The sequence below is a fragment of the Saezia sanguinis genome, from assembly GCF_003991585.1.
In the GTDB taxonomy this organism is placed as follows: Bacteria; Pseudomonadota; Gammaproteobacteria; order Burkholderiales; family Burkholderiaceae_C; genus Saezia; species Saezia sanguinis.
Window position 1 is genome coordinate 427321 of sequence record NZ_PQSP01000002.1, and the last position, 25444, is coordinate 452764.

Genomic DNA, 25444 nt, shown 5'->3' on the forward strand with positions numbered 1-25444 from the left:
ATGACAACAACAACGATGACTTCACAAGAGGCTCATGCTGCCCATGCCGGGGCGCACGAGCATCACGATCAGAGTGATAAAACCGTTTTCGGGTTCTGGCTGTACCTGATGACTGACCTGATTTTGTTTGGCGGGCTTTTCATTGCCTATGTGGTGCTGCATGGCAATGTGGTCGATGGTCCCGGCACGCACGATATTTTTCAGCTTGGGTTTGTGCTGGTGGAAACCTTTTTGCTGCTGGTGAGTAGCTGCACATTTGGTTTTGCCATGCTGGCGCTCAGCCGCAAACAGATTGCCCAGGTCAAAATGTGGCTGCTGGTGACTTTTGCATTGGGCGCATGCTTTGTCGGGATGGAGGTGTATGAGTTTCATCACCTGGTGGCAGAAGGCTATGGCCCGAGCCGCAGCGCTTTTCTTTCGGCGTTCTTTACACTGGTGGGCACCCATGGTATTCACGTGACGGTGGGGCTGGTGTGGATACTGGTGATGCTGGTGCAGGTGAGCAAATGGGGCATCAACGCCAGAACCACGGTGCGGCTGACCTGCCTGAGCCTGTTCTGGCACTTTCTGGACATTGTCTGGATTTGCGTGTTCACTGTGGTGTACCTGATGGGCAAGCTGCCCGTTGCGTGATAGGAAAAAAAGATGAGTCATTCAACAATTGATCCCCATACCGGCGCCGGTCACGGCAGTGTCAAGTCATACGCCATCGGGCTGGTGATTTCGATTGCGCTGACCTTGCTGGCATTTGGTGCGCTGATGGCTGACGGCCATTTCGGCCTGGGCCGTACCGCATTGATGGTGCTGATTGCCGTGTGTGCAGTGGCGCAGATTCTGGTGCAGTTGATCTGCTTTATGCACATGGGGTCTTCCGACCAGTGGTGGAACCGTACCTCGTTTATCTTCACCATACTGACCATTGCCATTTTGCTGGGCGGTTCTTTATGGGTCATGCATCACCTGCATGCCAATATGCATCCGGATATAAATCATGTCATACAACAAAGCCACACTGTCCCTGCAGCGCCCAGCTCATATTAAGAGCTATCTGCAGATTACCAAGCCGGGCATCATTTTTGGTAACCTGGTTTCTGTCATGGGCGGCGCGCTGCTGGCAGCGCAAGGCCATGTACAACTGGGGGTATTGCTGGCAACCCTGTTGGGCGTGGCGTGTGTGATTGCCTGTGGCTGTGTGCTGAACAATTACATTGACCGCGATATTGACAGCCGTATGGAGCGTACGCGCAACCGTGCTTTGGTCAGAGGTGAAATTACCCCCCGGGCTGCGCTGGTGTATGCCAGTGTTTTAGGTGTGGTCGGGCTGGTGCTGCTTTATACCCAGACTACCCGGCTGGCGGCGGTGTGTGCTGTTTTAGGGCTGCTGATTTATGTCGGGGCTTACAGCCTGTACTTCAAGCGCCATTCGGTTCACGGTACGTTCATTGGCAGCTTTTCAGGTGCATTTCCGCCGGTGATTGGTTACTGTGCTGTATCGGGGCAGTTTGATCTGGCGGCGGTGATACTGTTTGTGATGTTCAGCCTGTGGCAGATGCCACACTCTTATGCCATTGCGATCTTCCGGCAGGGTGACTATGCGCGGGCACAACTGCCTGTGCTGCCGCTGGTGCGTGGCATTACCAATGCCAAGTGGCAGATTGCTATTTACATTGTGCTGTTTACCGTGGCTGCGGCCCTGCTTTCGCTGCTGGGGTATACCGGGTATGCGTATCTGGTATGCGTTTCTGTTGTGGGAGTCATCTGGTTTTATCTGGCACTCAAAGGGTTTGACGTGTCGGACCATAAGGCATGGGCGAAGAAAGTGTTTGCATTTTCAATCATGGTGGTGATTGTGCTGAGTACCGGCATGGCACTGGATTACCGTGCGCAAAATACAGTGCATGCTTCTGTGCCTTCCATTCAAGGGCTGGTTTTTTTACCGCAGCCTAAAGTCTAGTGCCTATTGGCAACGCGTTATTTAAAACCGCAGCGCAGTAAAAAAAGCAGGGTGTTTTAAACCCTGCTGTGAGATGCGGTGACACAACGTGATTCATCTTAGGTGGTGGTGCTCGGGCTCCAGAATGCCTGGTGTACGTAACTGGTACCGCCCATGCGCTGCATGATGTTGTCCAACCGCTCACCCTGAACAGACGTGGCGACCAATGTGGTTTTTATTTCCACCTCGCTGTCGCTGAATGCATTGACATGCCAGTCTTTCGCCGGAAAACTGTTGCGTTCCAGTTCTGCGTCCAGCATGGCCATAACGGGTTTCTGATGGGCTTTGTCACAGATGACGGAAATCATGTGCGTGACTTCAGCCGATTCGTTGTCCAATGGTTTTTCGTTGAGTGCATTGACAATCGGGCGCAGCAGTGTATTGGCTGCCAGCACAAACAGCGTTGCCATGATGGCTTCGGCAATTTTGCCGGCCCCTGCACAAGCGCCGATGGCTGCCGTTCCCCAAAGGGTTGCCGCGGTGTTGATGCCACGCACGCCGCTGCCCTCACGCATAATGACGCCAGCGCCCAAAAAACCAATGCCTGAAACCACATAGGCAATGACCCGGGTGGTTCCCTCATCGTTGCCGATACTGCCTGCCAGGCTGACAAAAATGGCAGACCCCAGCGCGACCAGCGCATTGGTGCGCAGGCCGGCTGTGCGTTGCCTGTACTGGCGTTCAAACCCGACAAGGCTCCCCAGGATAAAAGCGGCAGCCAGAGCCAAGAAGGATGATAGCAATGCGGCCGGGTTGAAGTTGTGAATGGTTTGCATGATGCGCTCCTTTTTTGCTACCAGCCATAGCGGCGAATGTAAATGCCTTTAAGCGCCTGGGTTAAAAGCATGTAACCCAGCAGGATCAGTGGCAGAAAAACGAAATACAGCGGCGGCAGTGCCTGCAGCTTGAGGTAGCTGGCCAGCGGCCCCATCGGCAGCCAGATGCCAACTGCCATGATGACAGCGGTCATGGTGAGCAGTGGCACAGCGGCACGGCTTTGGATAAAAGGTATTTTGGGTGTGCGGATCATGTGCACGATCAAAGTCTGTGTGAGCAGCCCGACGACAAACCAGCCTGACTGGAAAAGTGATTGGTTTTCCGGTGTATTGGCTGCAAAAACAAACCACATCATGGCAAAGGTCAGGATGTCGAAAATAGAGCTGATCGGCCCGAAAAAGATCATGAAACGCCCGATTTCTGCGGGCTTCCAGTGCTGCGGTTTTTTCAGCAGTTCTTCATCCACGTTGTCAAATGGAATAGCTGCCTGCGAGGTGTCGTACAGCAGGTTCTGAATGAGCAGGTGAATCGGCAGCATCGGCAGGAACGGAATAAAGGCGCTGGCAACCAGCACGGAAAATACATTGCCGAAATTGGAGCTGGCAGTCATCTTGATGTATTTGAGCAGGTTGGAGAATGTACGGCGGCCTTCGCGCACGCCTTCTTCCAGCACCATCAGGCTTTTTTCGAGCATGATGATGTCTGCCGCTTCTTTGGCAATGTCTACGCCGGTGTCTACCGAAATGCCAATGTCTGCCGTGCGCAGTGCGGCGGCATCGTTGATGCCGTCTCCCATAAAACCGACGACGTGTCCGTTTTCTTTCAGCAAACGGACAATGCGGGCTTTATGCGATGGTGTCAGGCGCGCAAATACAGTGGTTTTTTCGACCAGCCTGGACAGTTGTGCATCGTCAAGACGCTCAATGACGGAGCCGCACAGGATATCTTCAGCGTTAAACTGCAGGCCGACATCGTGACAGACTTTTTCAGCCACCAGTTCATTATCCCCGGTGAGTACCTTCACGGTAATGCCATGCTCGGTCAGTGCCCTGATGGCCTGGACCGCGCTGTCTTTGGGCGGATCGAGAAATGCCAGGTAACCTTCCAGCACCATGTCTTTCTCATCGATCCGGCTGTAGGTATCCTGCCATTCGCGGGTAGTTTTGGTGGCAACAGCAACCACGCGCATGCCTTCTTCATTCAGGTCTGCGCAGGTCTGCCTGATGTTCCAGAGTGTCTGCTCATCAAGTGCGGTGGTGACGCCATTGTGCCGAATGTTTGTGCAGACGGCCAGAATTTCTTCGACGGCCCCTTTGGTGATGAGCAGGTGGGCGTCATCCGGCGTCTGTACCACAACGGTCATACGGCGGCGCTCAAAGTCAAACGGGATTTCGTCAACTTTCTGGTATGCCATTCGGGTGTCTTCGGCTTGGACGGTTTGTCCGTGCTCAAGCACTGCCACATCCAGCAGGTTTTTCAGGCCACTTTGGTAATAGCTGTTCAGGTAGGCCAGTTGCAGCGTATATTCACAGGGGTTGCCATTGACATCCAGGTGCCGTTCAAGCACGATTTTGTCCTGGGTCAGTGTTCCGGTTTTATCGGTGCACAGCACATCCATTGCGCCGAAATTCTGAATGGCATCCAGCCGTTTGACAATGACTTTCTTGCGTGACATGGTGACCGCACCTTTGGCCAGTGTGGCGGTGGCAACCATCGGCAGCATTTCGGGCGTTAATCCTACCGCAACAGACAGGGCGAACAGCAGTGCCTCCACCCAGTCGCCTTTGGTAAAGCCGTTAATGAACAGCACCAGAGGAACCATGACCAGCATGAAGCGGATCAACAGCCAACTGACTTTGTTGACGCCGATCTGAAAAGATGTGGGAGCACGGTCGGTTGCCGTGACCCTTTGGGCAAGCTCGCCAAAATAGGTCCGGTCTCCGGTGGACAGAACAATGGCTCTGGCAGTCCCCGAGACTACGTTGGTACCCATGAATACAATGTTGCTCAGTTCCAGCGGGTTCAGGGTCAGGGCATTGGTCAGGTGATCATACTTTTCCACCGGCATGGATTCGCCTGTCATCGCGGCCTGGGCAACAAACAGATCTTTTGTGCTCAATAGCCGGCAATCTGCAGGGACCATGTCACCGGCAGAAAGGGCAATGATATCGCCGGGAACCAGCTCCCGTATTGGGACTTCCTGCTGCAAAGCCATGGATCCCAGGCTCAGGGGTGTTTGTGAAGAGGTGGTTTCTTCTTGCTGCTGTTGCTGGCGTATCACGGTCGCGGTATTGCTGACCATGGCTTTCAGCTTATCTGCAGCTTTGTTGGCGCGTGCCTCCTGCACAAAGCGCAGCCACGTTGAAAGTGCAACCATGGTGGCGATGATGACGGTTGCCGTCATGTCGTCCGTGAGAAACGAAATGATGGCCAGCAGCGTCAGCAGCAGATTAAAAGGGTTGCGATACGATAGCCACAGATGTGTCCACCAGGGCAATGGCTTGTCATGCTCGACTTCGTTCAGGCCAAACTGTTCCCTGAGTTGGGTTACCTGGGTTTGGGACAGTCCCTGCTGACCCGACCCGTATTGCTGCAACAGGCTATCTTTATTGCTGGCCGCGACGGATTGGAGTTTTTGGCTCAGACCGGCCGGGACCTCGCGGTTCAGCCCGGTTTTAGGCAATGTGTCCAGAATCAGCAGCCGGCGGAAGTGGCGCACAATGCGGCGCGGGAATACACTGAGGATAAATCTTTTCATTTTCATGGGTGTGCCCTCCTGTGTCCGATACAAGATCAGCAGGCCATGGCAGGGCCTGTCCGAAGTATTCAGACATTTCAGTGGTTATCAATTTGCGATGAGCGTGCAGATTGCAGCGGCGGTTTCACTGCATCAAACTGGATGCGGAATTGCCGGCCTGCACGAGACGATCTTCGGTAAGCTGGATAAAAAGCAGCAGTGCTTTTCTATCTGTGGCAACCGGTTCAGCAGGGGCACGAGGGTGGCTTGAGCGACAGGTCAAAGTCCAGCATGTGAGCCTGTGATGCGCTATGCTGCTGGCAAACGGCATAGAAACGGGTGCCCCATGAACGGATGTCATAGGATACAGAATCGGGTCTGTCTGTCCGGTACATGAGGCCTCCATTAAAAATGTATTCAGCCAGGTAACATTGAATATGCCGCAGAAGCGGCATCATCTGTACTGATGCGCAAAGCCGTGTCAGGCTCTGCGACAAATACAGTCTGATGCACAGGCATTTTCAGACCTGAACCGTTACCTGCCTTTTATAAAAAGCAGGTCAGTTGAAATAAAAACAGGTAGCGATCATGTACAATCGTATTGATACGCTGCTGTCCCGTTATCTACCAGATAACTGTGGCAGCAGGTTGAAATGCTGCGAATTATCTGGCCGATGCGATGCCGGCTTTATTTGCCGGACAACTACTGTCACTCGAACCATTGCCCATTGTCAGGGTCTCCGCTATTGAACTTGGCGTCATTCTATGACAAATTAAATATCAGGGAAAGCTTTGCGGGCGCATGACAGGGCCTGATGTGGCGTAAGTTACACGGTATGTATCATGATCACGGCAGTCAGAAGTGTCAGAGCCGCAATGTCCCTATGTTATATAAATGGAAGCAGTTGCCGCGCCAAGGGCGTAAGCGGATTCCTTTTACAATACAGTCATCATGGCCCATTCACTTTCTCTTGATATAACGCTCAATGCCGATCTGCATTGCCACTCAACCATTTCAGATGGAACGCTCACACCCGAAGAGCTGGCGCAGCGGGCCCAAGCCAATGGTGTGCAGTTATGGGCCTTGACCGATCATGACGAAGTCAGCGGCATCGAGCGTGCGGCGGTTGCTGCGCATGGCCTGGGATTGCCGTTTTTGGCTGGTGCAGAGCTCTCTGTATCTTTTGCCAAAGAAACCGTGCATATTGTCGGGATGGGGATGGACCCTTGTAACCAGACGCTGATCGACGGGTTGAAGAAAATCAGGTCAGGCCGTTTGCAGCGTGCGCAGGAAATGGGTGAAAGCCTGGCAAAGGCCGGAATTGAAGGGGCTTTTGAAGGCGCGCTTCAATATGTAGGCAACCGCGATTTGATTTCCCGTACGCATTTTGCGCGTTTTCTGGTTGAAAAAGGCGTGTGCAAAGACACCGGGGAAGTGTTCCGCAGGTATCTGACAGAGGGAAAGCCGGGCTATGTGGCGCACGAATGGGCTACGCTAGAGGAGGCAGTGGCGTGGATTCATGGTGCCGGTGGCATGGCGATCATTGCCCACCCGGGGCGTTATAAACGCTTGAGAGCCAGTGAGGAACATGCGTTGTTCACAGAGTTCTACGCGCTGGGCGGGCAGGGGGTTGAAGTTATCACAGGCAGCCATACGCCTGCAGATGCGCAAAAATATGCGCAGGTAGCCAAGGATTTTCATCTGCTGGCTTCCCGGGGGTCGGATTTTCATTCTCCGGAAGAAAGCCGCATCGATCTGGGGGCATTGCCCTTGCTGGGCGCAGCAGTGGAGCCTGTCTGGGCGCATCTGGCCGACCGTATCCTCTATTGAGGCTGTTGAATGTAACGCCACTGTTTTATGGCTGCGACAAAAGCCACAAACAGTACGCACATCTGATTTAATTTATAGCAGATTCCCTGATTTGAACAGAATCAGGCACAATAACCGGTTATGCATTGATTTGAGATTTGAGCAGGCACCTTCGGGCTGCGCAGAAGTATTGTTGACACACCATGGCTTTACATATTTATATTCACCCACAGGATCCGCAGCCCAGGCTGATTCGCCAGGCCGTGCAGATGCTGCGCGACGGTGATGTGCTGGCCATTCCGACCGATACCAGCTATGCGCTGGTATGCCAGTTGGATGACAAAAACGCAGTGGATCACATGCGCAAGATTCGCGGACTGGATGCCAAACAGCATCCGTTTTCGCTGCTGTGTGCCGATCTGTCGCAACTGGCGTCTTATGCCAAAGTGGATAACCGGCAGTATCGCCTGTTGAAATTGGGGACGCCGGGGCCATTTACCTTTATTCTGGAAGCAACCAAAGATGTGCCGCGCCGGGTCAGTCATCCGCAGCGGCGTACCATCGGTTTGCGTGTGCCGGGGATGCGCGTCACCCAGGCCCTGCTGGATGAAATGGGCGAACCCCTGCTGGCGACCACGATGATTCCCCCTGGTGAGACCGATGCCTTGAACGATGCGCAGGAGATTGCCGAGCAGTTTGCCCACCAGATTCAGGCGGTGCTGGATGCCGGTGCCTGCCCGAGTGAGCCCAGTACCGTGATTGATCTGAGTCAGGGTGATCCGGTACTGGTGCGCCGCGGGCTGGGCGATCCGGCGCAACTGGGTTTGCAGTTGGATGACTGATATACCTGCAAAAAAACGATGCAGGATGGTGGTATTTTTGAATTGATGAAAACGGGCGTTAAATGGACATTGACATAGCCAACCTGATCCGATCCATTGCGGTATATGCAATTCCGGTGTTGTTTGCCATCACGGTGCATGAGGCGGCACACGGTTATGTGGCACGCCGTTTTGGCGATATGACGGCAGCAGCGCAGGGGCGGCTGAGCCTGAATCCTTTCAGGCATATTGATCCGGTCGGGACTGTTTTGCTGCCCTTGTTTTTGCTGGTTGCAACCAAAGGACAGTTTGTTTTTGGCTATGCCAAGCCGGTGCCGGTGAACATGGCTTATCTGCGCAACCCCAAACGTGACATGATCTGGGTGGCGCTGGCTGGCCCGATGTCGAATTTTGTGCAGGCAATTATCTGGGCTTTCTTATATATTGCCCTTGATGCCATAAGTATTCATACTCCAGGTCTGGGCGCTGCGGGCAACTTTTTTGAGAGTATGGCATTTGCAGGGATAGCGGTGAATCTGGTGCTGTGTATGCTGAATCTGTTTCCGATTCCGCCGCTGGATGGCGGGCGCATTGTCACCGGGCTGCTGCCTTATAACCTTGCCCGCACTTTTGCACAGATAGAACCGTTCGGGTTCCTGATCGTGATTGCACTGCTGTTCACCGGTTTTATTTCCAATTACTGGATATGGCCGCTGTTCCAGTTCGGCATGAAAGTCGTGTGGTGGATTCATTCGCCGCTGATCTGGTTGCTTTCGTAATTTTGAATTTGTCTTAAGCGTTAAAGGTTGAATAAGAAGATGCATACACGGGTACTTACCGGTATTACGCCCAGCGGCACACCGCACTTGGGGAATTATCTGGGGGCGATTCGCCCAGCCATTCTGGCCAGCAGGCAAAAAGATGTCGACAGTTTTTATTTTCTGGCGGATTTGCATGCATTGATCAAATGCTGTGGCCAGCCCGATCGCATTCACCGCTCAACACTGGAAATTGCCGCAACCTGGCTGGCTGCGGGGCTGGACCCGGAACATGTGACTTTTTATCGCCAGTCTGATATTCCTGAAATCCCCCAACTGAACTGGGTGCTGACGTGTGTGACCAGCAAGGGGCTGCTGAACCGAGCACACGCCTACAAAGCGGCGGTGGATAAAAATAATGAATCCGGGGAAGACCCGGATGCCGGTGTGAGCGCTGGGCTGTACATGTACCCGGTGCTGATGGCGGCCGATATTCTGATGTTCAAAAGCAATTTTGTGCCGGTCGGGCGTGACCAGATTCAGCATGTGGAAATGGCGCGTGATATTGCCGAGCGTTTTAATTATTACTATGGTGCCGATCTGCTGGTGCTGCCTGAAGCCCAGATTGACGAACAGGTAGCGACTTTGCCAGGGTTGGATGGGCGCAAGATGAGCAAGAGCTATAACAATACCATTCCGCTGTTCTCTGCGTCTGATGAAATGCGCCGTTTGATCAACAGCATTGTGACCGATGCCAAAGCACCCGGAGAACCAAAAAGCACGGAAGGCTCGGCGCTGTTTGAGATTTACCAGGCGTTTGCCACTGAGGCCGAAACCCAGGCCATGCGGCAGGCCTATGCCGATGGCATTGCGTGGGGTGAAGCCAAACGTATATTGTTTGAACGTGTGGAGCAGGAAATCGGGCCAATGCGCGCCCGGTATGAGCAGTTGATGGCCAATCCGGCACAGATTGAAGATATTTTGATTGAAGGCAGCAAGCGTGCCCGCCAGATTGCCACGCCGCTGCTGGCGCAGTTGCGCGAGGCGGTGGGATTGCGGTCACTGCTCAAGCCGACAAAAACAGCCGCAGATGACGCGCAGGATGCATTGCCAACGGTGCAGGCAGTTGCGGTTTTTAAACAGTACCGCGAAAACGATGGCCTGTTTTACTTCAAACTGGTGGCCGATAACGGCAAAGGCCAGTTGCTGCTGCAAAGCAAGGGACTGCCTTCGGGGCGGGATGCCGGCCAGCGGGTGGCACTGTTCAAAAAAGATCCGCAGACAGCATTGGCACAGTTCAAGGCAGATTTCGAGTACCCCGAAGGGGTGACGCCAGAACAGGTGCTGGCAGCATTACAGCAGATGCAGGCAGCGCAGGACGCCTAGCGGCGTAAACGGTTTGCGGTTACGGCTGGCGTTGCTCGCCAGCGTCAGCAGGAGTTTTGGCATCTGCTGTTTCCGGTGCCGCTGAATTCTGCTGCGGTAATGCGGCAGCCAGCTTGTTTTTGGCCTTTTCCAGCCTGCGCATCTGAATGCTGGCGGCCAGTTCTGCACCATAGAGAAAAATGGATGCGGAAAAATAGACCCACAGCATCAGCAGCACCACGGAACTGGCGGCACCATAGACCGATGCGGCAACGGCGCGTGCCAGGTAAAAGCTCATCAGCGCTTTTCCGACATGAAACAGCACTGCCGCAACAAACGCCCCCGGCAATATGCAGCGCCGTGGTGGCCGGTGTGCCGGCAGCCACATCATCACAATATAGAAAAAGAATGTGGTGGTGGTGATGGTAAACAACGGATCCAAGAAACGAGATACCGGAAAGATACCGGGTGTATGGGCGACCAGCCAGGCGTTGGCGACAGAAAAATAGGTGGAAATAAAGAGCGAGGCCAGGATCAGGAAACCGATCAGCACCACCATCAGCAGTGTAAAGAGCCTGACCAGAATGATGCGCAGAATCTGGGTCCAGATGGTGGGCGGGTCTTCTTTTTCCTGCGCAAAGCCCCAGACGGTATTGAGCGCGTAACGCAGCTCCACCAGCACACCGGTGGCGCCAATCAAGAAAATGAATAAAGCAATGAATGAGGCAAAAATGCTCTGGAAAGGCCGCGATGCCGAAACGATGAGGCTGTTGACCACCTGGGCAATCTGCGGGCCCAGGATGCCCTGCACCTGCTCAACCAGCCGCAGGCGTGCATCGCCTTCATATACCAGGCCGACAACCGCTACAATAATGACCAGCAAAGGTGCCAGACTGAATACCGTGTAATAAGATAGCGAAGCGGCAAAACGCTGGCAATTGTCTTGCGACCATTTGTAACCAGCATTAAAAAACAGGGACCAGAGCGTCTGCAGCCATTTCATGAGCAAAATAACTTTTGTTCCATACAAGTGAGGATTGTAGTTGCGAAAGTGCGATTGTGATATGGAAAAGAGGATTATCCGCATGGATACTGGCACACCCTGGATTTTTTGCGCATGTATCGGATTTGTTGAGAAAGGATAGGCACAAGCATGGGTACTCCTGTGACGTGTATTGAGGATTTGCGCGTTTTGGCCCACAAACGGGTGCCACGTATGTTTTACGAGTATGTGGATACCGGTTCGTATACAGAAAGCACTTACCGTGCGAATGCAGAGGATTTTCAGCCGATCAAGTTCCGCCAGCGTGTCGCGGTGAATATGGCTGACCGCAGCCTGCGCACGCAGCTCATTGGCGAGGATGTTGCAATGCCGGTGGCGCTGGCGCCTACCGGGTTGGTGGGTATGCAGCATGCCGATGGTGAAATTCTGGTGGCTCGTGCGGCCGAGAAGTTTGGTGTGCCGTTTACGTTGTCAACGATGAGCATTTGCTCTATTGAAGACGTGGCCGAGCATACCAGCAGGCCGTTCTGGTTTCAGTTGTATATGATGAAAGACCGCGAATTCATGAAAAGCCTGATCCGGCGCGCCAGAGATGCAGGGTGCTCGGCGCTGGTGCTGACGCTGGACCTGCAATTGCATGGGCAGCGCCATAAGGATATTAAAAACGGCCTTTCTGCACCCCCCAAGCCGACGCTGCGCAACTGGATCAACCTGGCGACCAAGCCGCGCTGGTGCTGGAAGATGCTGGGCACCAAGCGCCGCTATATGGGCAATATTGTGGGGCATGTGCAGGGGGTGTCGGATATGACGTCGCTGTCCAGCTGGTCTGCCGAGCAGTTTGACCCGACGCTGACCTGGGACGATGTGGCCTGGGTGCGTGACCAGTGGGGTGGCAAGCTGATTCTTAAAGGCATTATGGATGCGGAAGATGCGCTTTTAGCAGCGCAAAGCGGGGCGCAGGCCATGGTGATCTCCAACCACGGTGGCCGCCAGTTGGATAGTGCGCCTTCTACCATCTCGGTACTGCCTGAAATTGTGCAGGCGGTTGGCGATAAAATAGATGTCTGGGTGGATGGCGGCATGACGACCGGACAGCAGGTGCTCAAGGCGTTGGCTTTGGGTGCCAAAGGCACCATGATCAGCCGGGCTTATGTATATGGCCTGGGGGCGATGGGTGAAGCCGGGGTGACCAGGGCACTGGAAATTATCGCGAAAGAGCTGGATGTGACGATGGCATTTTGCGGGCATACCGATATCAGAAAAGTCAACGCTGATATTCTGTGGAAACCTTCGTTGCGTGGTGGTTGATCCCTTATAGGTGTGTATCGGCGATAAAGTAAACTTCACTGAATATCAATGGATTAGGCAGGTTCTGTGGTGATGACTGTAATCTGGCGCAGGTGTATGCGCCTACTGATCTTAGGCGGGCTGTGGCTGGCACTGTATGCGGGTGCACAGGCTGCGCTGCCGTGGGATGCTGCGCCACGAAACCAGTCTGTTGTACAGACAGACCATGTGCGGGCCGAGTTGCTGGTGTATGCCCCGCAGGGGATAGAGCCGGGGGCTACCGTGTGGCTGGGGCTGAAAATGGCACACCAGCCGCAATGGCATACCTACTGGGATAATCCGGGCGATACGGGGCTGCCGACCAGCCTGACGTGGCAATTGCCAGCCGGCGTGACTGCTGGTGATGTGCAGTGGCCAGCGCCCAAGCAGCTTCCTATTCAAGAGGGGCTGGTGAACTATGGCTATGACGGTACGGTATTGCTGCCGGTACAACTGGCGATAGGGCCTGAATTTCAGGGTTCACAACTGGATATCAGCCTGCGCGCAGAGTGGCTGGCATGCCGTGTCGAGTGCATCCCGGAGAGCGGGGATTTTCGCCTGGCCGTTCCGGTGCAACAGTCCACCATCTCCGAGATTGGTATTTTCGAGTCGACCTGGGAAAACATCCCGCAAACGGATGATGCGGTTACCGCGCAGGCACACGTCAGCATGGAGCCCGGTGCAGGCACATTGCAATGGCGTATTCAGGGGCTGCCTGAATCCATGCAGAGGCGCGATCTGTTGCTGTTCCCGCAGCAAGGTGGGGTAATGGCCAATTCCGGCCCGCTCAGCAGCCATTGGGAAGGGGATGTGTGGACGGCTGTTTATCCCCTGCTTGAGCAAAGGCTGGAAAGCCCGGACAGCATGCGTGCGGTGCTGACAGTCGCAGTGGCTGATCAGGAAACGACCGTCTCGTCAAAGACACCTGCCCTGTGGATTGAAGCGCAGGTGCAAGGTCAGTGGCCGGCCGAATGGCAGCCCAGCGGTATTCCGCCTGCGTTGCAGGCCGGTATTGATGCAGACCGCGCGGCGGCTCAGGCACAGGCACCTGGCGCAGCCATGGGTACATCGTCATGGCTGGGCGCATTGCTGTTGGCGTTTGCCGGCGGGTTGTTGCTGAACCTGATGCCATGTGTGTTTCCGGTGCTCTCGATCAAAGCGCTGACGTTTGCCCAATCGGGCGGGCATACACGCGGCATGCACATTGCCACCGGGCTGGCTTATGGGCTGGGTGTTGTTATTACCATGTTAATTCTGGCTGGTGTCATGCTGGCATTGCGCGCAACGGGTTCGGGGCTGGGCTGGGGGTTTCAGTTGCAGTCGCCGGTGTTTGTGGCGCTGCTGGCGGTGCTGTTTACGCTGATCGGCCTGAACCTGCTGGGTGTTTTTCAGGTATTAACGGTATTGCCGGGCCGCATCAGCGACATCAGAGGCAAGACGCCTTCGGTGGATGCGTTTTTTTCCGGCATTGTGTCGGTGCTGATTGCCACCCCTTGTACCGCGCCATTCATGGGGGCGGCGCTGGGGGTTGCCCTGGTGCTGCCGGCATGGCAGGCGCTGAGCATTTTTCTGGCCTTGGGCATTGGTCTGGCTCTGCCGCTGATGCTGCTGGCCTGTATGCCTGCACTGGCACAGTGGCTGCCTAAACCAGGCGCGTGGATGGAAACCTTCCGCAGGTTCATGGCATTTCCGATGCTGGCCACAGTGCTGTGGCTGGTGTGGGTGATTGGCCTGCAAACCAGTGTGGACGGTGCTGTCGGGTTGCTGGCTATTTTGCTGGCACTGGCTTTGCTGATGTGGGTGTGGGGCTGGAGCCAGCAACACCGTGCACAAACGCAGGGCCGTAGCTGGCGCAGAATTGCGGTGGCATTGAGTGTATTGCTGTTGGCGGGGGTGACTTTCTGGGCAGCTCCCTCCTGGCGTGCGGTGTCTGTCGCTGCGCCAGCAGCAGTCAGTAGCGGTTGGCAGCCCTGGTCGGTTGAGCGGGTGCAGCAATTGCAGGCACAAGGCCAGCCGGTGTTCATTGACTTCACAGCAGCATGGTGCATGACCTGTCAGGTTAATAAGCGCACAACGTTAACCCAGCCCGATGTGTTGAAGGCGTTTGCCGATAAGGGTGTGGTTTTGTTGCAGGCGGACTGGACACGCCCCGATCCCGCCATTGCGGCCGAGTTGCAGCGCTTGGGGCGCAGCGGCCTGCCGGTTTATGTGCTGCTGGTGCCGGGACAGGCGCCGCAGTTGCTGCCGGAAGTGCTGACGCCCGGTATTGTTTACCAGGCGCTGGATACCATTTAATCAAAAAATTTTTTGCAGGAGAGCATCATGCCTGTGTGGTTGATCACAGCTTCCATGTTGGTGGTGTCTAATGTGTTCATGACGTTTGCCTGGTACGGGCATTTGAAGAACCTCAACAGCAAACCCTGGATTTATGCAGCGCTGATCAGCTGGATGATTGCATTAGGCGAGTACCTGATTCAGGTGCCGGCCAACCGCATTGGCTATACGGCGCTTTCGCTGGGGCAATTGAAGATCATGCAGGAGGTGATCACGCTGCTGGTGTTTGTGCCTTTCAGTGTGTATTTCATGAACCAGCCGTTAAAGCTCGATTATCTTTGGGCCGGGCTGTGCATGCTGGGTGCGGTGTATTTTATTTTCAGGAGCTGATCATAATAGAAAAGCCGCGTTTTGATTAACTCACCGCGGCTTTTTGAAAGGATGCTGGCTGGCGTTTACTGTTCTTCAACCTTACGCAACGCCGGGAACAGAATCACATCGCGAATGCTGGGTGAATCGGTCAGCAACATCATCAGGCGGTCAATGCCGATACCGCAGCCACTGGCGTAGGGCATGCCGTATTCCAGCGAGCGGATAAAGTCGGCATCGTAATACATGGCCTCGTCATCGCCGGAGTCTTTGGCGTCTACCTGGGCTTTAAAGCGGGCGGACTGATCTTCGGCATCGTTCAGCTCAGAGAAAGCATTGCCGAATTCACGCCCGGTCACATACAGCTCAAACCGTTCGGTGATCAGCGGGTTGCTGTCCGAGGCGCGTGCCAGTGGTGATATTTCTGTGGGGTGCTCCATGATGAACGTGGGGTTCCACAGCTTTTCTTCCACGGTTTCTTCAAAGTATTTCACCTGTAGCGATGCCAGGCTTTCGGTGGCCTTGGTTTCAATCTTGCGCCTGGCAAGCTGCTGTTGCAGCCATTCCACGCTGTCAACATTGTCCGGTGTAACGCCTTCGTTGTATTGCAGGATGGCATTGCGGATGGTCAGGCGTGCAAAAGGCTGGCTGAGGTCAACCGTTTTTCCCTGATAGGTCAGCACGGCAGAGCCTGTGGTTTCAATGGCGACATGGCGTATCAGCTCTTCGATGAAGTTCATCTGATCCTGGTAATTCCAGTACGCCGCGTAATACTCCATCATGGTGAATTCAGGGTTATGGCGTACGCTGATGCCTTCATTGCGGAAGTTGCGGTTGATCTCAAACACCCGCTCAAACCCGCCAACCAGCAAACGCTTGAGGTAGAGCTCCGGTGCAATGCGCAGGTACATGTCCTGATCGAGCGCATTGTGGTGTGTGACAAAAGGTTTGGCATTGGCACCACCGGGAATCGGGTGCAGCATGGGGGTTTCCACTTCCAGAAAGTCATGGTTCAGCATGAACTGGCGAATGCTGGCAATGGCTTTGGAGCGGAGCACAAACCGCTTGCGGGCCTGCTCGTCGGTAATCAGGTCGACATAGCGCTGGCGGTATTTGATCTCCTGGTCGGCAATGCCGTGAAACTTGTCCGGCAGCGGGCGCAGGCTTTTGGTGATCATGTGCAATTGGTTGACCTTGACCGACAGTTCGCCGGTTTTGGTTTTAAACACCACGCCTTCAGCGCCGATGATATCGCCCAGGTCCCACTGCTTGAATTCGGCATAAGCCTCTTCACCAATACCGTCGCGGGTGATGTAAAGCTGAATGCGCCCACCGGTCGGACCGAATGAACCATCCTGAATGGTGGCAAAGCTCGCTTTGCCCATAACGCGCTTGAGCATCATGCGGCCGGCCACCTTGCACGGGATAGCCTGTTCGTTCAGCGCATCGTGTTCAATATGGTCATAAGTTTCGTGCAACTGCGCGGCATGGTGAGTTGGTTTAAAATGATTCGGAAAAGCAGGGGCGCCGCCATCTGCCTGAATCTGGCGCAGACGTTTGAGTTTTTCACGCCGCTCTGCAATCAGTTGGTTTTCTTCTGGTGCAGCTACATCCGTAGCGGGAGACGCGGGTGTTTCGTTTGTCATGAAATGCCTTTGGTACAAAAAATCAAATACAAACTACTGATTTTACGGATTTCACCCGCTTCAGGTGCAAGTGGGTTTGAAATACAGGCAATACAGGTGCATTTGATCCTGCACATTTGTGGGCAGGGAAATGGCCGGATGCACAACAGATAGGCCAGATTTTGAGGGAAATACGTCTTATTTTGTCGAATTTGGCCACATTTGTGGAACATTTCACTGACAGCGGGACTCAAAACGCAGTACGATGAAAAGTTATTGAGCGAATTTTTAAAAGGATCACATTTGGAAACCTCTTTTTTCAGTCTGGCATTGGCAGACTCTTTGCAAAAAGCCATCAAGGAGATGGGCTATACCAGTATGACCCCGATCCAGGCCAAAGCCATACCGATGGTGCTGGACAATCATGATGTGATGGGGGCTGCACAGACCGGAACAGGAAAAACCGCCGCGTTTTCCCTGCCGCTGTTGCAAAAAATGCTCAAGCATGAGAACAGCAGCATGTCGCCTGCACGCCATCCGGTGCGGGCAGTGGTGTTGTTGCCAACACGTGAACTGGCTGATCAGGTAGCAGAATCGGTTCGCGCTTATGCCAAGCACACCAAGCTGAAAATCGCCTGTGTGTTTGGCGGTATGGATATGAAACCGCAGGCCGCGGAGCTCAAAGGCGGGGTGGAAGTGCTGATTGCCACCCCTGGGCGCCTGCTGGACCATATTGAAGCGCGCAACTGCGTGCTCAACCAGGTGGAATACGTGGTGCTGGATGAGGCCGACCGCATGCTGGACATCGGGTTTCTGCCGGATTTGCAGCGCATTTTGAGCTATCTGCCAAAACAGCGGCAGACATTGCTGTTTTCTGCCACGTTTTCTCCGGAAATCAAAAGGCTGGCGCAAAGCTACCTGCATGATCCGCAACTGGTGGAAGTGGCGCGTCCCAATGCAACGGCAACCAATATTGAGCAACGTGTGATCGAGGTGGCCGACAGCGATAAGCGACGGGCATTGGTCAAGCTGCTGCGTGATGAAAATATCACGCAGGCGATTGTTTTTAGCAACAGCAAAATCGGGACTTCGCGGCTGGCACGCGCTTTGGAGCGTGATGGATTTAAAACAGCCGCGCTGCATGGTGACAAGTCGCAGGATGAGCGCCTGAAAGCGCTGGAAGCTTTCAAGCAAGGAGAGGTAACACTGCTGGTAGCTACAGACGTGGCGGCGCGTGGGCTGGACGTGAGCGATTTGCCTGCCGTGTTCAATTATGATCTGCCGTTCCACGCAGAGGATTACGTGCACCGCATTGGCCGTACCGGCCGTGCCGGAGCCAAGGGGATGGCGGTATCTTTTGTAGAGCCCGGACAGCGTAAACTGCTGGCAGAAATTGAGCGTCTGGTGAAAAAAACGTTTACGCTGGAGCGCATTGAGCTGGCGGACGAACATGCCAGACCCCACCGTACGCGGGAACGGGCCTCTGATGAGGGTGAGCGCAGAAGCTCACAGCGCAATCGTGGCTACAAGGAACGGTTGGAGCGGGAGCCATCTGCCGATGCCAGTGAGGTGGGCTATGCCCTGCCACAAGGCAAACGCAGCAGTGACCCGCTGTTTGACCAACCGTACCAGGAACCCGAAAACACCACTGAGCAGGCGGCATGGGACGTGAGCCTGCCGGCACTGTCTTCGCAGAAAAACTTTTTATCAAGGTATATCAAGCCCAAACGCAAACAGGTTGCTGCGCTGTTGGGTGGTAACGAAAGCAATAAATAACGCTGCTTTGTTAAGACTAAAGCTGCCAGGTGCGTGCTTTGGCTGTTCAACTGCTGATTTCATTTCTTGACAACATGCCGCATTTTTATGCGGCATGTTTTTTATGTGCAATCAATGTGTTGCTTGGAAAAGGCGGCAAATGTTTTGCCCGGTGCATTAGTCTGTGCCGGATAAAGGATTGAAGCATAACTTTTCCCTGGGGGGTAATTACAAAACCAGTGTCTTTTCCTGGCAGATTGGCTGCCATAGGGAGTGTATGGCTATATACTGCATATGCGCGAACATGAACCATCAGGTAAAGGATGCACATGGGAGGTTTTTTTGATAACTTCATTGCAAATATGTATGGCCCCCACTTTTTGGTTTTTTATCTTTTCTGGATAATCGCCATTTCTGTGCTGACATGGTTTGCCGTCAAAAAACTTTCACAGGTTTACTTTCAACCGGTTTTGCTTTCAGGGAATGTCAACCCGTATGAAGTGGCGACCTTGCGGGGAATTGACAGCCTGTTAAGTGTGATTGTTTTCAGACTGCTGCATCTGGGTTTCCTGATGCCTGTATCAGATCAGCCGCAGGAGCTGGTTAAAAACTTCAATAAGAGTGAACAGCATAAACAGGCACTTTCGGAGTTGGAAAGAAAGTTGCTCAAACACTTTCGCACGCCTTCGGCGATGACCACTGCGCGCGAGCATGTACAGCCGGCGTTTTTTCATAATCTGCGGCTGCTACAAAATGACAGCCTGATGGTTTCTGCCGGCAATATGTACCTGATACGTTTTTTTGCCTGGTTTGGTTTTGCCGCTATTTTAGGCATAGGTTTTTACAAACTGGTTGCAGCGCTGACAACCGGGCATGACAACGTTATTTTTCTATGCATCATGATGTTGGTGAGCGGCATCATTTATTACAAAATGGTACTGAGCAGAAAAGGTGGCTTTCTGCACCAGCAGAGGGCGTTACTGACCAATAAAGGCATCAGCCTGATCAAACACCTGATGCGTACATTGGGGGTGCTCAGAAAAGATAAACAGGCACTTGAGAAGGTGGTGCAGCATAAGGATGAAAATACCCTGCTGCTGATGTTTGCGTTGTTTGGTCTTGCTGCCATAGATATTGCCCAGGTGCGTGAGTATTCACCATTGTTTCCTAAAGAGATGTTGTTTCCTTATGCGATAGGCACATTGTCTGCAGCGAATGCACGTGCAGTCTCAACCGGGGGGTGTGGCGGCGGGGTCGGATGCAGTGGCGGTGGGAGTGGATGCGGCAGCGGTTGCGGCGGTGGATGTGGTGGCTGTGGCTGATACGCATGCAAATGTTTCTGATGCGGGTATGAGGTATCGCCCTCAAAGGTTGACCGTGCAGTGGCACATCACGGACCGCTGCAATCTGCGTTGTCACCATTGCTATCAGGACAGTTATACGCATGCAGGGCAAGATCTAAAAACACTGCAAGCCATTGCAACACAGGTGTTTGCGTTGCATGAGGAATGGGAAGAAAGTGGAGCCAGAATTCCTCTGAGTTTTACCATTACAGGCGGTGAACCCTGTGTGCATCCTGCATTCAGAGAGTTGTTGTGCTTTTTGTCTGCTTACCCAAGCAAACCTGCATTGGGCATTTTAAGTAACGGCAGTCTGATTGATACCGGGCTGGCGCAGTTTTTTTCACGCCTTCCGGTGGCGTATGTCCAGCTCAGTGTGGATGGCAAGCCTGCCACGCATGATTTGATTCGCGGGCAGGGGCATTTTGAGCAAGTGATTCAAGCGACTCAGATTTTGCGTCAGGCTGATGTTCGTGTTGTCTGGTCTTTTACGGCGCATCAGGGTAATTTTCATGAGTTTGCCGAAGTGGTGCGCTTGGCCAGAAAGCACAAAGTCAGTCGTATCTGGTCGGACCGGATGATTCCTTCTGGTGGTGACAATGGGCTCAAGGCCTTGAATGCTAAGCAGACTTCGCAGTATCTGATGCATATGCGGCAGGCATGGGGTGAAGCGTCCAGGCCAAGACACAACGTGACAGAGGTTGCCTTACACCGTGCGCTGCAGTTTCAGGCGCAGGGAAATGGTCCTTACCACTGCAAGGCAGGCGAGGAACTGGTGACGATTATGCCCGATGGAACGTTGTATCCGTGCCGGCGGCTTCCGGTCAGCGTAGGCAATGTATTGCATACACCGCTGAAAACGCTTTATGACATGCCTTTGATGCAGGACCTGAGGGATTTTGAAGGGCCGCAGTCATGTAACCCCTGTGTCTATAAAAGCCTGTGTAAGGGAGGGCTCAGGTGCCTGGCCCATGCCGTCAATGGCGATATGTTCAGTGCCGATCCGGGTTGCCAGGCGCTGCAAAGGCTACTTCACTGAAAACGGGTCTACAGATTGCGAGCACATCACCTGAGAAATGGTGACCGGTGTGCGCGTGTCTGTGCCTGTTACTGCAGGGGCGGTACCAGCCGAGTCAATTCGGGCGGCGCTTAACTGACCCCCCCACAGGCAGCCGGTATCGAGTGCCAGCAGGTTGGGGCGGTTGATCAGCCCCAGTACAGACCAGTGTCCGAACGCGATGGGGGTGTTTTCGGTTTTTCTCCCCGGCACTTCAAACCAGGGCATCAGGTCGGGTTCGGGCGATGTGGCCTGGCCTTTGATGGTAAAGTTAAGTGTGCCATCGGCTTTGCAAAAGCGGATGCGGGTCAATGCATTGACAATAAAGCGCAGGCGGTCCATGCCGGTGAGTGTGTCTGACCAGCGCTCGGGCTCATTGCCGAACAACTCCTGCATAAACGCTTTGATATCTGAAGAGCGGAGAACAGCCTCCACTTCGTGTGCATAGGCAAGTGTTTGCGGCAGATCCCATTGGGGCACAACGCCGGCGTGTACCATCAGCCAGCCGTGCTGATACAAAGCCATGTGCTGATGGCGCAGCCAGTCGATGTAGTACCACAGATAAGGGGATTTCAGAAGAGGTGTCAATGTGTCATGACGCCTGACTTTGCGCACACCGTAGGCAACCCCCATCAGATGCGTATCGTGATTGCCGATCAGTGAGGTGACTGCATTGCCAAGCTGTACAACCGCCTCAAGCGTTTCGAGCGACTGCGGGCCACGGTTGACAATATCCCCCAGCAAAATCAGGTGATCGCGCGAGGGGCTGAAGTCGATCAGCTTTAAAAGCTGCTGGAAAGGCTGATAACATCCTTGCAGATCACCAATCAAATAAAGGGCCATGTTTGTGAGACGGAAAGTAAGGCAAAATGGGGTTCGAACGGTCCGCTTGCGCAGACGCCGAATGGTTGGAGTATAAGAGATGGGATGTTTTCATTTCAGATGTGCATGCTAAATTCATGTTTGGTGCATAGTTGTTCCATGCAGGTTTAGAAAATAAAGAAAAATGTGAGAGTTGCTGTAAAAAAGGTTGATTAACGCTATGACAATGGAGTTTTCTGCTTCACCTGCTCAGTCTGAAGAATTTGCGCAATGGTTATACGGCTTGCAGCGCAGTTGCCAGCAGCCGCCATTAAAGCCACGTATGCCGCTTTATATCGGGGGGGCGCACGTGGGCTCTGTGGAGGAAGGCGTTGCCCAGCGCTTGTTGCAGCAGCATTTTTTCCGGCAAGAGGCCGGGCAGCTTGTTTTGGCACCGGATTCAGCAACCATGGTTTTGCAGGATGTAGCATTGTGGCTGCGTGAAAACGGGCTGGCGGCCAAATGGCGTAACGAACAACTGGCCGTGCTGGATGGCAGTGGTCAAACCCATGCAACAGTTGAGCGTGCCGTGATCCGTACGCTGGGGATGACAAGCGTGGCAGTACATCTGTTTGGCTGGCTGGCGGATGGCCGCATCTGGCTGCAACGCCGGGCGCTGGATAAGGCGACCGACCCGGGCAAGCTGGATACGCTGGCCGGCGGGCTGGTTGCTGCGCATGAGCCTTTGGATGTGGCGCTGGAGCGCGAAACCTGGGAAGAGGCCGGGGTACGCTGGCCGCAGGTGAAGAATGTCCACAAAGGGGAAATGTTTGTGGTGCAGTGCCCGATTGATGAACGTATTGGCGGGTATATGATTGAACAATGCCATTGGTATACCGCGCAACTGGCTGATGATGTGTTGCCGGTGAACCAGGATGGCGAGGTGGCGGAATTTGCCTTGTTGTCACCAGAGGATATGGTGCAGGCCATGCTGGCAGGGGATTGTGCCGCAGAGGCGGCATTGATTTTTGCACGTGTGATGGGTATGGAAACAAACCGGAGCCATGGTAAAGGCTAAGCCTGCTTTTAAATTCTCTGGTAGCAAAAGCTAGGCGGCAGAGGGGTCGTTGTGTTCTGCTTGTGTTTTTGTATCGCTCTGGGTTTGTTCCGTTTGGGCAATCTGTCCGATATAGCGGGCAAAGTCGGGGTCTTCGCCTTCCAGAAGGCGTGGCAATGCAGCGCTGAAATCACTCCGACGGCACCACTGGCGGATAAAGTCTTCCCACGAGTACCAGAGCTGCCGGCGTCGTTGTGACATGCGTTTTCTGCACAGCAGCAGATAGGCCCGCTCAAAGATAGAGATCAGTATCTCAAACAGGGCATTGCGGCGCATGAGCTGCTCATCATTGAGTTCTGGATGAACCTTTTCAGACAGCAGGTAGAGATCCGAGTTGCCGATTACCTGTTTAAGAAAATCGGTATAGGCGTTGGAAAGCGTGTCGTGAATTTCGAATTCTTCGTTTTCCCTGGCGCGTATGAAGTTCCAGGCGAACACGCCTACAGCAAACAGCAGGCTGAGAACTTTGGCTGTTTCGCCAACAATGGTGATAAGGGCTGTTTCAGTCATAAAGGGCCGGTTGTGGCAAGATGTGCCTGTAGCGGGGCTTGTCCCCGCAACTGACCGTAGTATAGCGATTCCGAAAAGGAATGGTTCAGGTGTACGGTTCAATACGCTTTTTAGGATGTACCAACAAGAGGGTTTGTGGAAAACCAAGGTTTTACTGCGGAGACCGCCCGGGTTACTGCTAAAAGGAGCCGAGTTCATTAGAATATCCCCTGGTTCTGATGAGGATGGCATGTTTGCCGGTCTGTGCAGAACCGATGACCGGCGCAGAAACCTGGACCCAAGTAATGTGTCAGCCATGCGCTTTGATAAAGCGTACTGCATGCCGGTGTTTGGTATTTCTATAGAATAAATTTCATGTCCTCCATACCTGCTGAAGTCAAGCGTCGGCGTACGTTTGCCATTATTTCTCACCCCGATGCGGGGAAAACAACGCTCACAGAAAAGCTGCTGCTGTTTTCTGGCGCGATCCAGATTGCCGGTTCGGTCAAGGCGCGCAAGGCCAGCCGCCATGCCACTTCGGACTGGATGGAAATTGAAAAGCAGCGTGGTATTTCGGTGGCATCATCTGTGATGCAGATGGAGTACCGCGATTGCGTGATCAATCTGCTGGATACTCCGGGGCACCAGGACTTTTCCGAAGATACGTACCGTGTGCTGACGGCAGTGGACGCTGCGTTGATGGTGATTGACGCGGCCAATGGCGTTGAGCCACAAACCCGCCGCTTGCTGCAGGTATGCCGGGCACGTAACACGCCGATCCTGACGTTTGTGAACAAGATGGACCGTGAGGTGCAGGAGCCTTTGGATGTGCTTGATGAAATCGAGCGTGAGCTGGGCATGACGGTAACACCGTTCACATGGCCGGTGGGCATGGGCAAGCGTTTCCATGGCGTGATGGATTTACGCGAGCAGCAGATGCGTGTATTCACACCGGGTGAAGACCGGCATCATGATGACGACGAGATCATCAGCGGGCTGGATAATCCGGCGCTGGCACAGCGCTTTGGCGCGGAATATGAGCAGGCTGCGCAGGAAATTGAATTGTTGCAAGAGGCTGCTGTTCCGTTTGATGAAGCTGAATTTCTGGCGGGTAAACAGACGCCGATGTTTTTTGGCTCGGCCATCAATAATTTTGGTGTGCGTGAAGTGCTGGATGCACTGGTTGACCTGGCACCGCCGCCGGAGGCCAGGCCGGCCATTCAGCGTGTGGTGGATCCGCAGGAGAACAAGTTCACCGGGGTGGTGTTTAAAATCCAGGCAAACATGGACCCGGCGCATCGTGACCGGATTGCATTTGTGCGGGTGGCCTCAGGGCACTTTACCCGTGGCATGCGGTTAAAGGTGGTGCGCTCGGGCAAGGAGTTGCGTCCCAACACGGTGGTGTCTTTTCTGAGCCAGCGCCGAGAATTGCTGGATGAGGCGTATGCCGGCGATATCATTGGTATTCCCAACCATGGGGTGTTGCAATTGGGCGATACACTGACCGAAGGTGAGCAACTGCAATTTACCGGCCTGCCGTTTTTTGCGCCGGAAATGTTCCGTACCGTGGAGGTGGCCGACCCTCTCAAGACCAAGCAGTTGCGGGCCGGGCTGACCCAGCTAGGTGAAGAGGGTGCCATTCAGGTTTTCCGTCCGGTAGCCGGCAGTTTGCTGTTGTTAGGGGCAGTGGGCCAGTTGCAGTTTGAAGTGGTGGCACACCGGCTGGAGCATGAATACGGCGTCAAGGCGCGTATCATGCCATGCAAGTTTACGCTGGCGCGCTGGGTCACGTGTGACGACCCGAAAGAGTTGCAGCGCTTCATCGGTGCCAATGGGCACCGTGTGGCTTACGATGCGGTGGATGCGCCAACCCTGCTGGTGGAGTATTTTCCTGAGTTACGGGCCATTGAGGAAAACTGGCCGAAGATACAGTTTCATTCCATGCGTGAACATTCCGGACTGGTATTTCAAAATAAAGAAGGATAGACGCGGGTTTTCCTTTTTGATCATTTCATGGAACAGGAGAC

The 25444-nt window shown here is 54.0% G+C and carries 21 protein-coding genes; 15 read left to right on the forward strand and 6 right to left on the reverse strand.

Annotated elements, in window-relative coordinates; translation table 11 throughout:
• The 3 genes from cyoC to cyoE are packed head-to-tail and all read left to right on the forward strand — an operon-like array spanning position 1 to position 1954.
• Positions 1–633, forward strand: a complete 633-nt coding sequence (gene cyoC, locus CUZ56_RS06000; protein WP_126979215.1) for a cytochrome o ubiquinol oxidase subunit III — start codon at positions 1–3, stop codon at positions 631–633.
• A gap of 12 nt (positions 634–645) precedes the next feature.
• A complete protein-coding gene (gene cyoD / locus CUZ56_RS06005) occupies positions 646–1041 on the forward strand; it encodes a cytochrome o ubiquinol oxidase subunit IV (RefSeq protein WP_126979217.1) in 396 nt (131 codons plus the stop codon).
• Positions 992–1954: a heme o synthase gene (gene cyoE / locus CUZ56_RS06010; protein WP_126979219.1), complete on the forward strand. Its 963-nt coding sequence runs from the start codon at positions 992–994 to the stop codon at positions 1952–1954. The genes cyoD and cyoE overlap by 50 nt, the downstream gene beginning before the upstream one ends.
• Positions 1955–2052: 98 nt before the next feature.
• Here cyoE and CUZ56_RS06015 read toward each other — a convergent pair whose 3' ends face one another.
• Positions 2053–2769 carry an MgtC/SapB family protein gene (locus CUZ56_RS06015; RefSeq protein ID WP_126979221.1) on the reverse strand — a complete coding sequence of 239 codons (717 nt, stop codon included), beginning with the start codon at positions 2767–2769 and terminating at the stop codon, positions 2053–2055.
• A gap of 17 nt (positions 2770–2786) precedes the next feature.
• Complete coding sequence (mgtA, locus tag CUZ56_RS06020) at positions 2787–5534, reverse strand: magnesium-translocating P-type ATPase (protein ID WP_126979223.1); 2748 nt, start codon at positions 5532–5534, stop codon at positions 2787–2789.
• A 925-nt stretch (positions 5535–6459) separates the two neighbouring features.
• Here mgtA and CUZ56_RS06025 point away from each other — a divergent pair.
• From CUZ56_RS06025 to CUZ56_RS06040, 4 genes are all read left to right on the forward strand, one after another.
• Complete coding sequence (locus tag CUZ56_RS06025; protein ID WP_126979225.1) at positions 6460–7338, forward strand: 3',5'-nucleoside bisphosphate phosphatase; 879 nt, start codon at positions 6460–6462, stop codon at positions 7336–7338.
• A 182-nt stretch (positions 7339–7520) separates the two neighbouring features.
• On the forward strand, positions 7521–8159 hold the full coding sequence (locus CUZ56_RS06030) for an L-threonylcarbamoyladenylate synthase (RefSeq protein WP_126979227.1): 639 nt from the start codon (positions 7521–7523) through the stop codon (positions 8157–8159).
• Between the two features lie 68 nt (positions 8160–8227).
• Positions 8228–8917: a site-2 protease family protein gene (locus CUZ56_RS06035; protein WP_126979688.1), complete on the forward strand. Its 690-nt coding sequence runs from the start codon at positions 8228–8230 to the stop codon at positions 8915–8917.
• A gap of 39 nt (positions 8918–8956) precedes the next feature.
• Positions 8957–10282: a tryptophan--tRNA ligase gene (locus CUZ56_RS06040; protein ID WP_126979229.1), complete on the forward strand. Its 1326-nt coding sequence runs from the start codon at positions 8957–8959 to the stop codon at positions 10280–10282.
• 19 nt (positions 10283–10301) lie between these two features.
• Here CUZ56_RS06040 and CUZ56_RS06045 read toward each other — a convergent pair whose 3' ends face one another.
• On the reverse strand, positions 10302–11264 hold the full coding sequence (locus tag CUZ56_RS06045) for a YihY/virulence factor BrkB family protein (RefSeq protein ID WP_162615264.1): 963 nt from the start codon (positions 11262–11264) through the stop codon (positions 10302–10304).
• A gap of 150 nt (positions 11265–11414) precedes the next feature.
• On the opposite strand from CUZ56_RS06045, the gene CUZ56_RS06050 reads away from it, so the two are divergent.
• The 3 genes from CUZ56_RS06050 (at position 11415) to CUZ56_RS06060 (ending at position 15254) form a co-directional block, all read left to right on the forward strand.
• Positions 11415–12572, forward strand: coding sequence for an alpha-hydroxy acid oxidase (locus CUZ56_RS06050; protein ID WP_126979233.1), 1158 nt, complete (start codon positions 11415–11417; stop codon positions 12570–12572).
• A 96-nt stretch (positions 12573–12668) separates the two neighbouring features.
• Positions 12669–14885 (forward strand): protein-disulfide reductase DsbD family protein, encoded by a 2217-nt coding sequence (locus tag CUZ56_RS06055; RefSeq protein WP_126979235.1) that lies wholly within the window; start codon positions 12669–12671, stop codon positions 14883–14885.
• A 27-nt stretch (positions 14886–14912) separates the two neighbouring features.
• Positions 14913–15254: a DMT family protein gene (locus CUZ56_RS06060; RefSeq protein WP_126979237.1), complete on the forward strand. Its 342-nt coding sequence runs from the start codon at positions 14913–14915 to the stop codon at positions 15252–15254.
• A 65-nt stretch (positions 15255–15319) separates the two neighbouring features.
• Here CUZ56_RS06060 and lysS read toward each other — a convergent pair whose 3' ends face one another.
• Entirely contained in the window at positions 15320–16879 is a 1560-nt protein-coding gene (gene lysS, locus CUZ56_RS06065; RefSeq protein WP_126979239.1) for a lysine--tRNA ligase, read from the reverse strand.
• Positions 16880–17221: 342 nt separating this feature from the next.
• Here lysS and CUZ56_RS06070 point away from each other — a divergent pair, with 342 nt between their 5' ends.
• The 3 genes from CUZ56_RS06070 to CUZ56_RS06080 all read left to right on the forward strand — a co-directional run bounded on the left by CUZ56_RS06070 (position 17222) and on the right by CUZ56_RS06080 (position 20992).
• Positions 17222–18634, forward strand: a complete 1413-nt coding sequence (locus tag CUZ56_RS06070; protein ID WP_204250851.1) for a DEAD/DEAH box helicase — start codon at positions 17222–17224, stop codon at positions 18632–18634.
• A 308-nt stretch (positions 18635–18942) separates the two neighbouring features.
• Positions 18943–19935, forward strand: coding sequence for a TIGR04222 domain-containing membrane protein (locus CUZ56_RS06075; protein WP_162615265.1), 993 nt, complete (start codon positions 18943–18945; stop codon positions 19933–19935).
• Positions 19835–20992: a radical SAM/SPASM domain-containing protein gene (locus CUZ56_RS06080; protein WP_126979245.1), complete on the forward strand. Its 1158-nt coding sequence runs from the start codon at positions 19835–19837 to the stop codon at positions 20990–20992. The genes CUZ56_RS06075 and CUZ56_RS06080 overlap by 101 nt, the downstream gene beginning before the upstream one ends.
• Here CUZ56_RS06080 and CUZ56_RS06085 read toward each other — a convergent pair.
• Complete coding sequence (locus tag CUZ56_RS06085) at positions 20981–21853, reverse strand: symmetrical bis(5'-nucleosyl)-tetraphosphatase (protein ID WP_126979247.1); 873 nt, start codon at positions 21851–21853, stop codon at positions 20981–20983. The genes CUZ56_RS06080 and CUZ56_RS06085 overlap by 12 nt on opposite strands.
• Positions 21854–22052: 199 nt before the next feature.
• Here CUZ56_RS06085 and CUZ56_RS06090 point away from each other — a divergent pair, with 199 nt between their 5' ends.
• Positions 22053–22889 (forward strand): DUF4743 domain-containing protein, encoded by an 837-nt coding sequence (locus CUZ56_RS06090; RefSeq protein WP_126979249.1) that lies wholly within the window; start codon positions 22053–22055, stop codon positions 22887–22889.
• A 30-nt stretch (positions 22890–22919) separates the two neighbouring features.
• Here CUZ56_RS06090 and CUZ56_RS06095 read toward each other — a convergent pair whose 3' ends face one another.
• Positions 22920–23438 carry a hypothetical protein gene (locus CUZ56_RS06095; RefSeq protein WP_204250838.1) on the reverse strand — a complete coding sequence of 173 codons (519 nt, stop codon included), beginning with the start codon at positions 23436–23438 and terminating at the stop codon, positions 22920–22922.
• Positions 23439–23792: 354 nt separating this feature from the next.
• Here CUZ56_RS06095 and CUZ56_RS06100 point away from each other — a divergent pair, with 354 nt between their 5' ends.
• Entirely contained in the window at positions 23793–25403 is a 1611-nt protein-coding gene (locus CUZ56_RS06100) for a peptide chain release factor 3 (RefSeq protein WP_126979251.1), read from the forward strand.
• Positions 25404–25444 lie beyond the last annotated feature (41 nt).

Coding starts and splice junctions, on each gene's coding strand:
- CUZ56_RS06050 (WP_126979233.1), top strand. CDS start 11,415: ATGGGTACTCCTGTGACGTGTATTGAGGATTTGCGCGTTTTGGCCCAC.
- CUZ56_RS06095 (WP_204250838.1), bottom strand. CDS start 23,438: ATGACTGAAACAGCCCTTATCACCATTGTTGGCGAAACAGCCAAAGTT.
- CUZ56_RS06085 (WP_126979247.1), bottom strand. CDS start 21,853: ATGGCCCTTTATTTGATTGGTGATCTGCAAGGATGTTATCAGCCTTTC.
- CUZ56_RS06090 (WP_126979249.1), top strand. CDS start 22,053: ATGACAATGGAGTTTTCTGCTTCACCTGCTCAGTCTGAAGAATTTGCG.
- cyoD (WP_126979217.1), top strand. CDS start 646: ATGAGTCATTCAACAATTGATCCCCATACCGGCGCCGGTCACGGCAGT.
- cyoC (WP_126979215.1), top strand. CDS start 1: ATGACAACAACAACGATGACTTCACAAGAGGCTCATGCTGCCCATGCC.
- CUZ56_RS06100 (WP_126979251.1), top strand. CDS start 23,793: ATGTCCTCCATACCTGCTGAAGTCAAGCGTCGGCGTACGTTTGCCATT.
- CUZ56_RS06055 (WP_126979235.1), top strand. CDS start 12,669: ATGCGCCTACTGATCTTAGGCGGGCTGTGGCTGGCACTGTATGCGGGT.
- CUZ56_RS06030 (WP_126979227.1), top strand. CDS start 7,521: ATGGCTTTACATATTTATATTCACCCACAGGATCCGCAGCCCAGGCTG.
- lysS (WP_126979239.1), bottom strand. CDS start 16,879: ATGACAAACGAAACACCCGCGTCTCCCGCTACGGATGTAGCTGCACCA.
- CUZ56_RS06045 (WP_162615264.1), bottom strand. CDS start 11,264: ATGAAATGGCTGCAGACGCTCTGGTCCCTGTTTTTTAATGCTGGTTAC.
- cyoE (WP_126979219.1), top strand. CDS start 992: ATGTCATACAACAAAGCCACACTGTCCCTGCAGCGCCCAGCTCATATT.
- CUZ56_RS06040 (WP_126979229.1), top strand. CDS start 8,957: ATGCATACACGGGTACTTACCGGTATTACGCCCAGCGGCACACCGCAC.
- CUZ56_RS06070 (WP_204250851.1), top strand. CDS start 17,222: ATGGGCTATACCAGTATGACCCCGATCCAGGCCAAAGCCATACCGATG.
- CUZ56_RS06060 (WP_126979237.1), top strand. CDS start 14,913: ATGCCTGTGTGGTTGATCACAGCTTCCATGTTGGTGGTGTCTAATGTG.
- CUZ56_RS06015 (WP_126979221.1), bottom strand. CDS start 2,769: ATGCAAACCATTCACAACTTCAACCCGGCCGCATTGCTATCATCCTTC.
- mgtA (WP_126979223.1), bottom strand. CDS start 5,534: ATGAAAATGAAAAGATTTATCCTCAGTGTATTCCCGCGCCGCATTGTG.
- CUZ56_RS06025 (WP_126979225.1), top strand. CDS start 6,460: ATGGCCCATTCACTTTCTCTTGATATAACGCTCAATGCCGATCTGCAT.
- CUZ56_RS06075 (WP_162615265.1), top strand. CDS start 18,943: ATGGGAGGTTTTTTTGATAACTTCATTGCAAATATGTATGGCCCCCAC.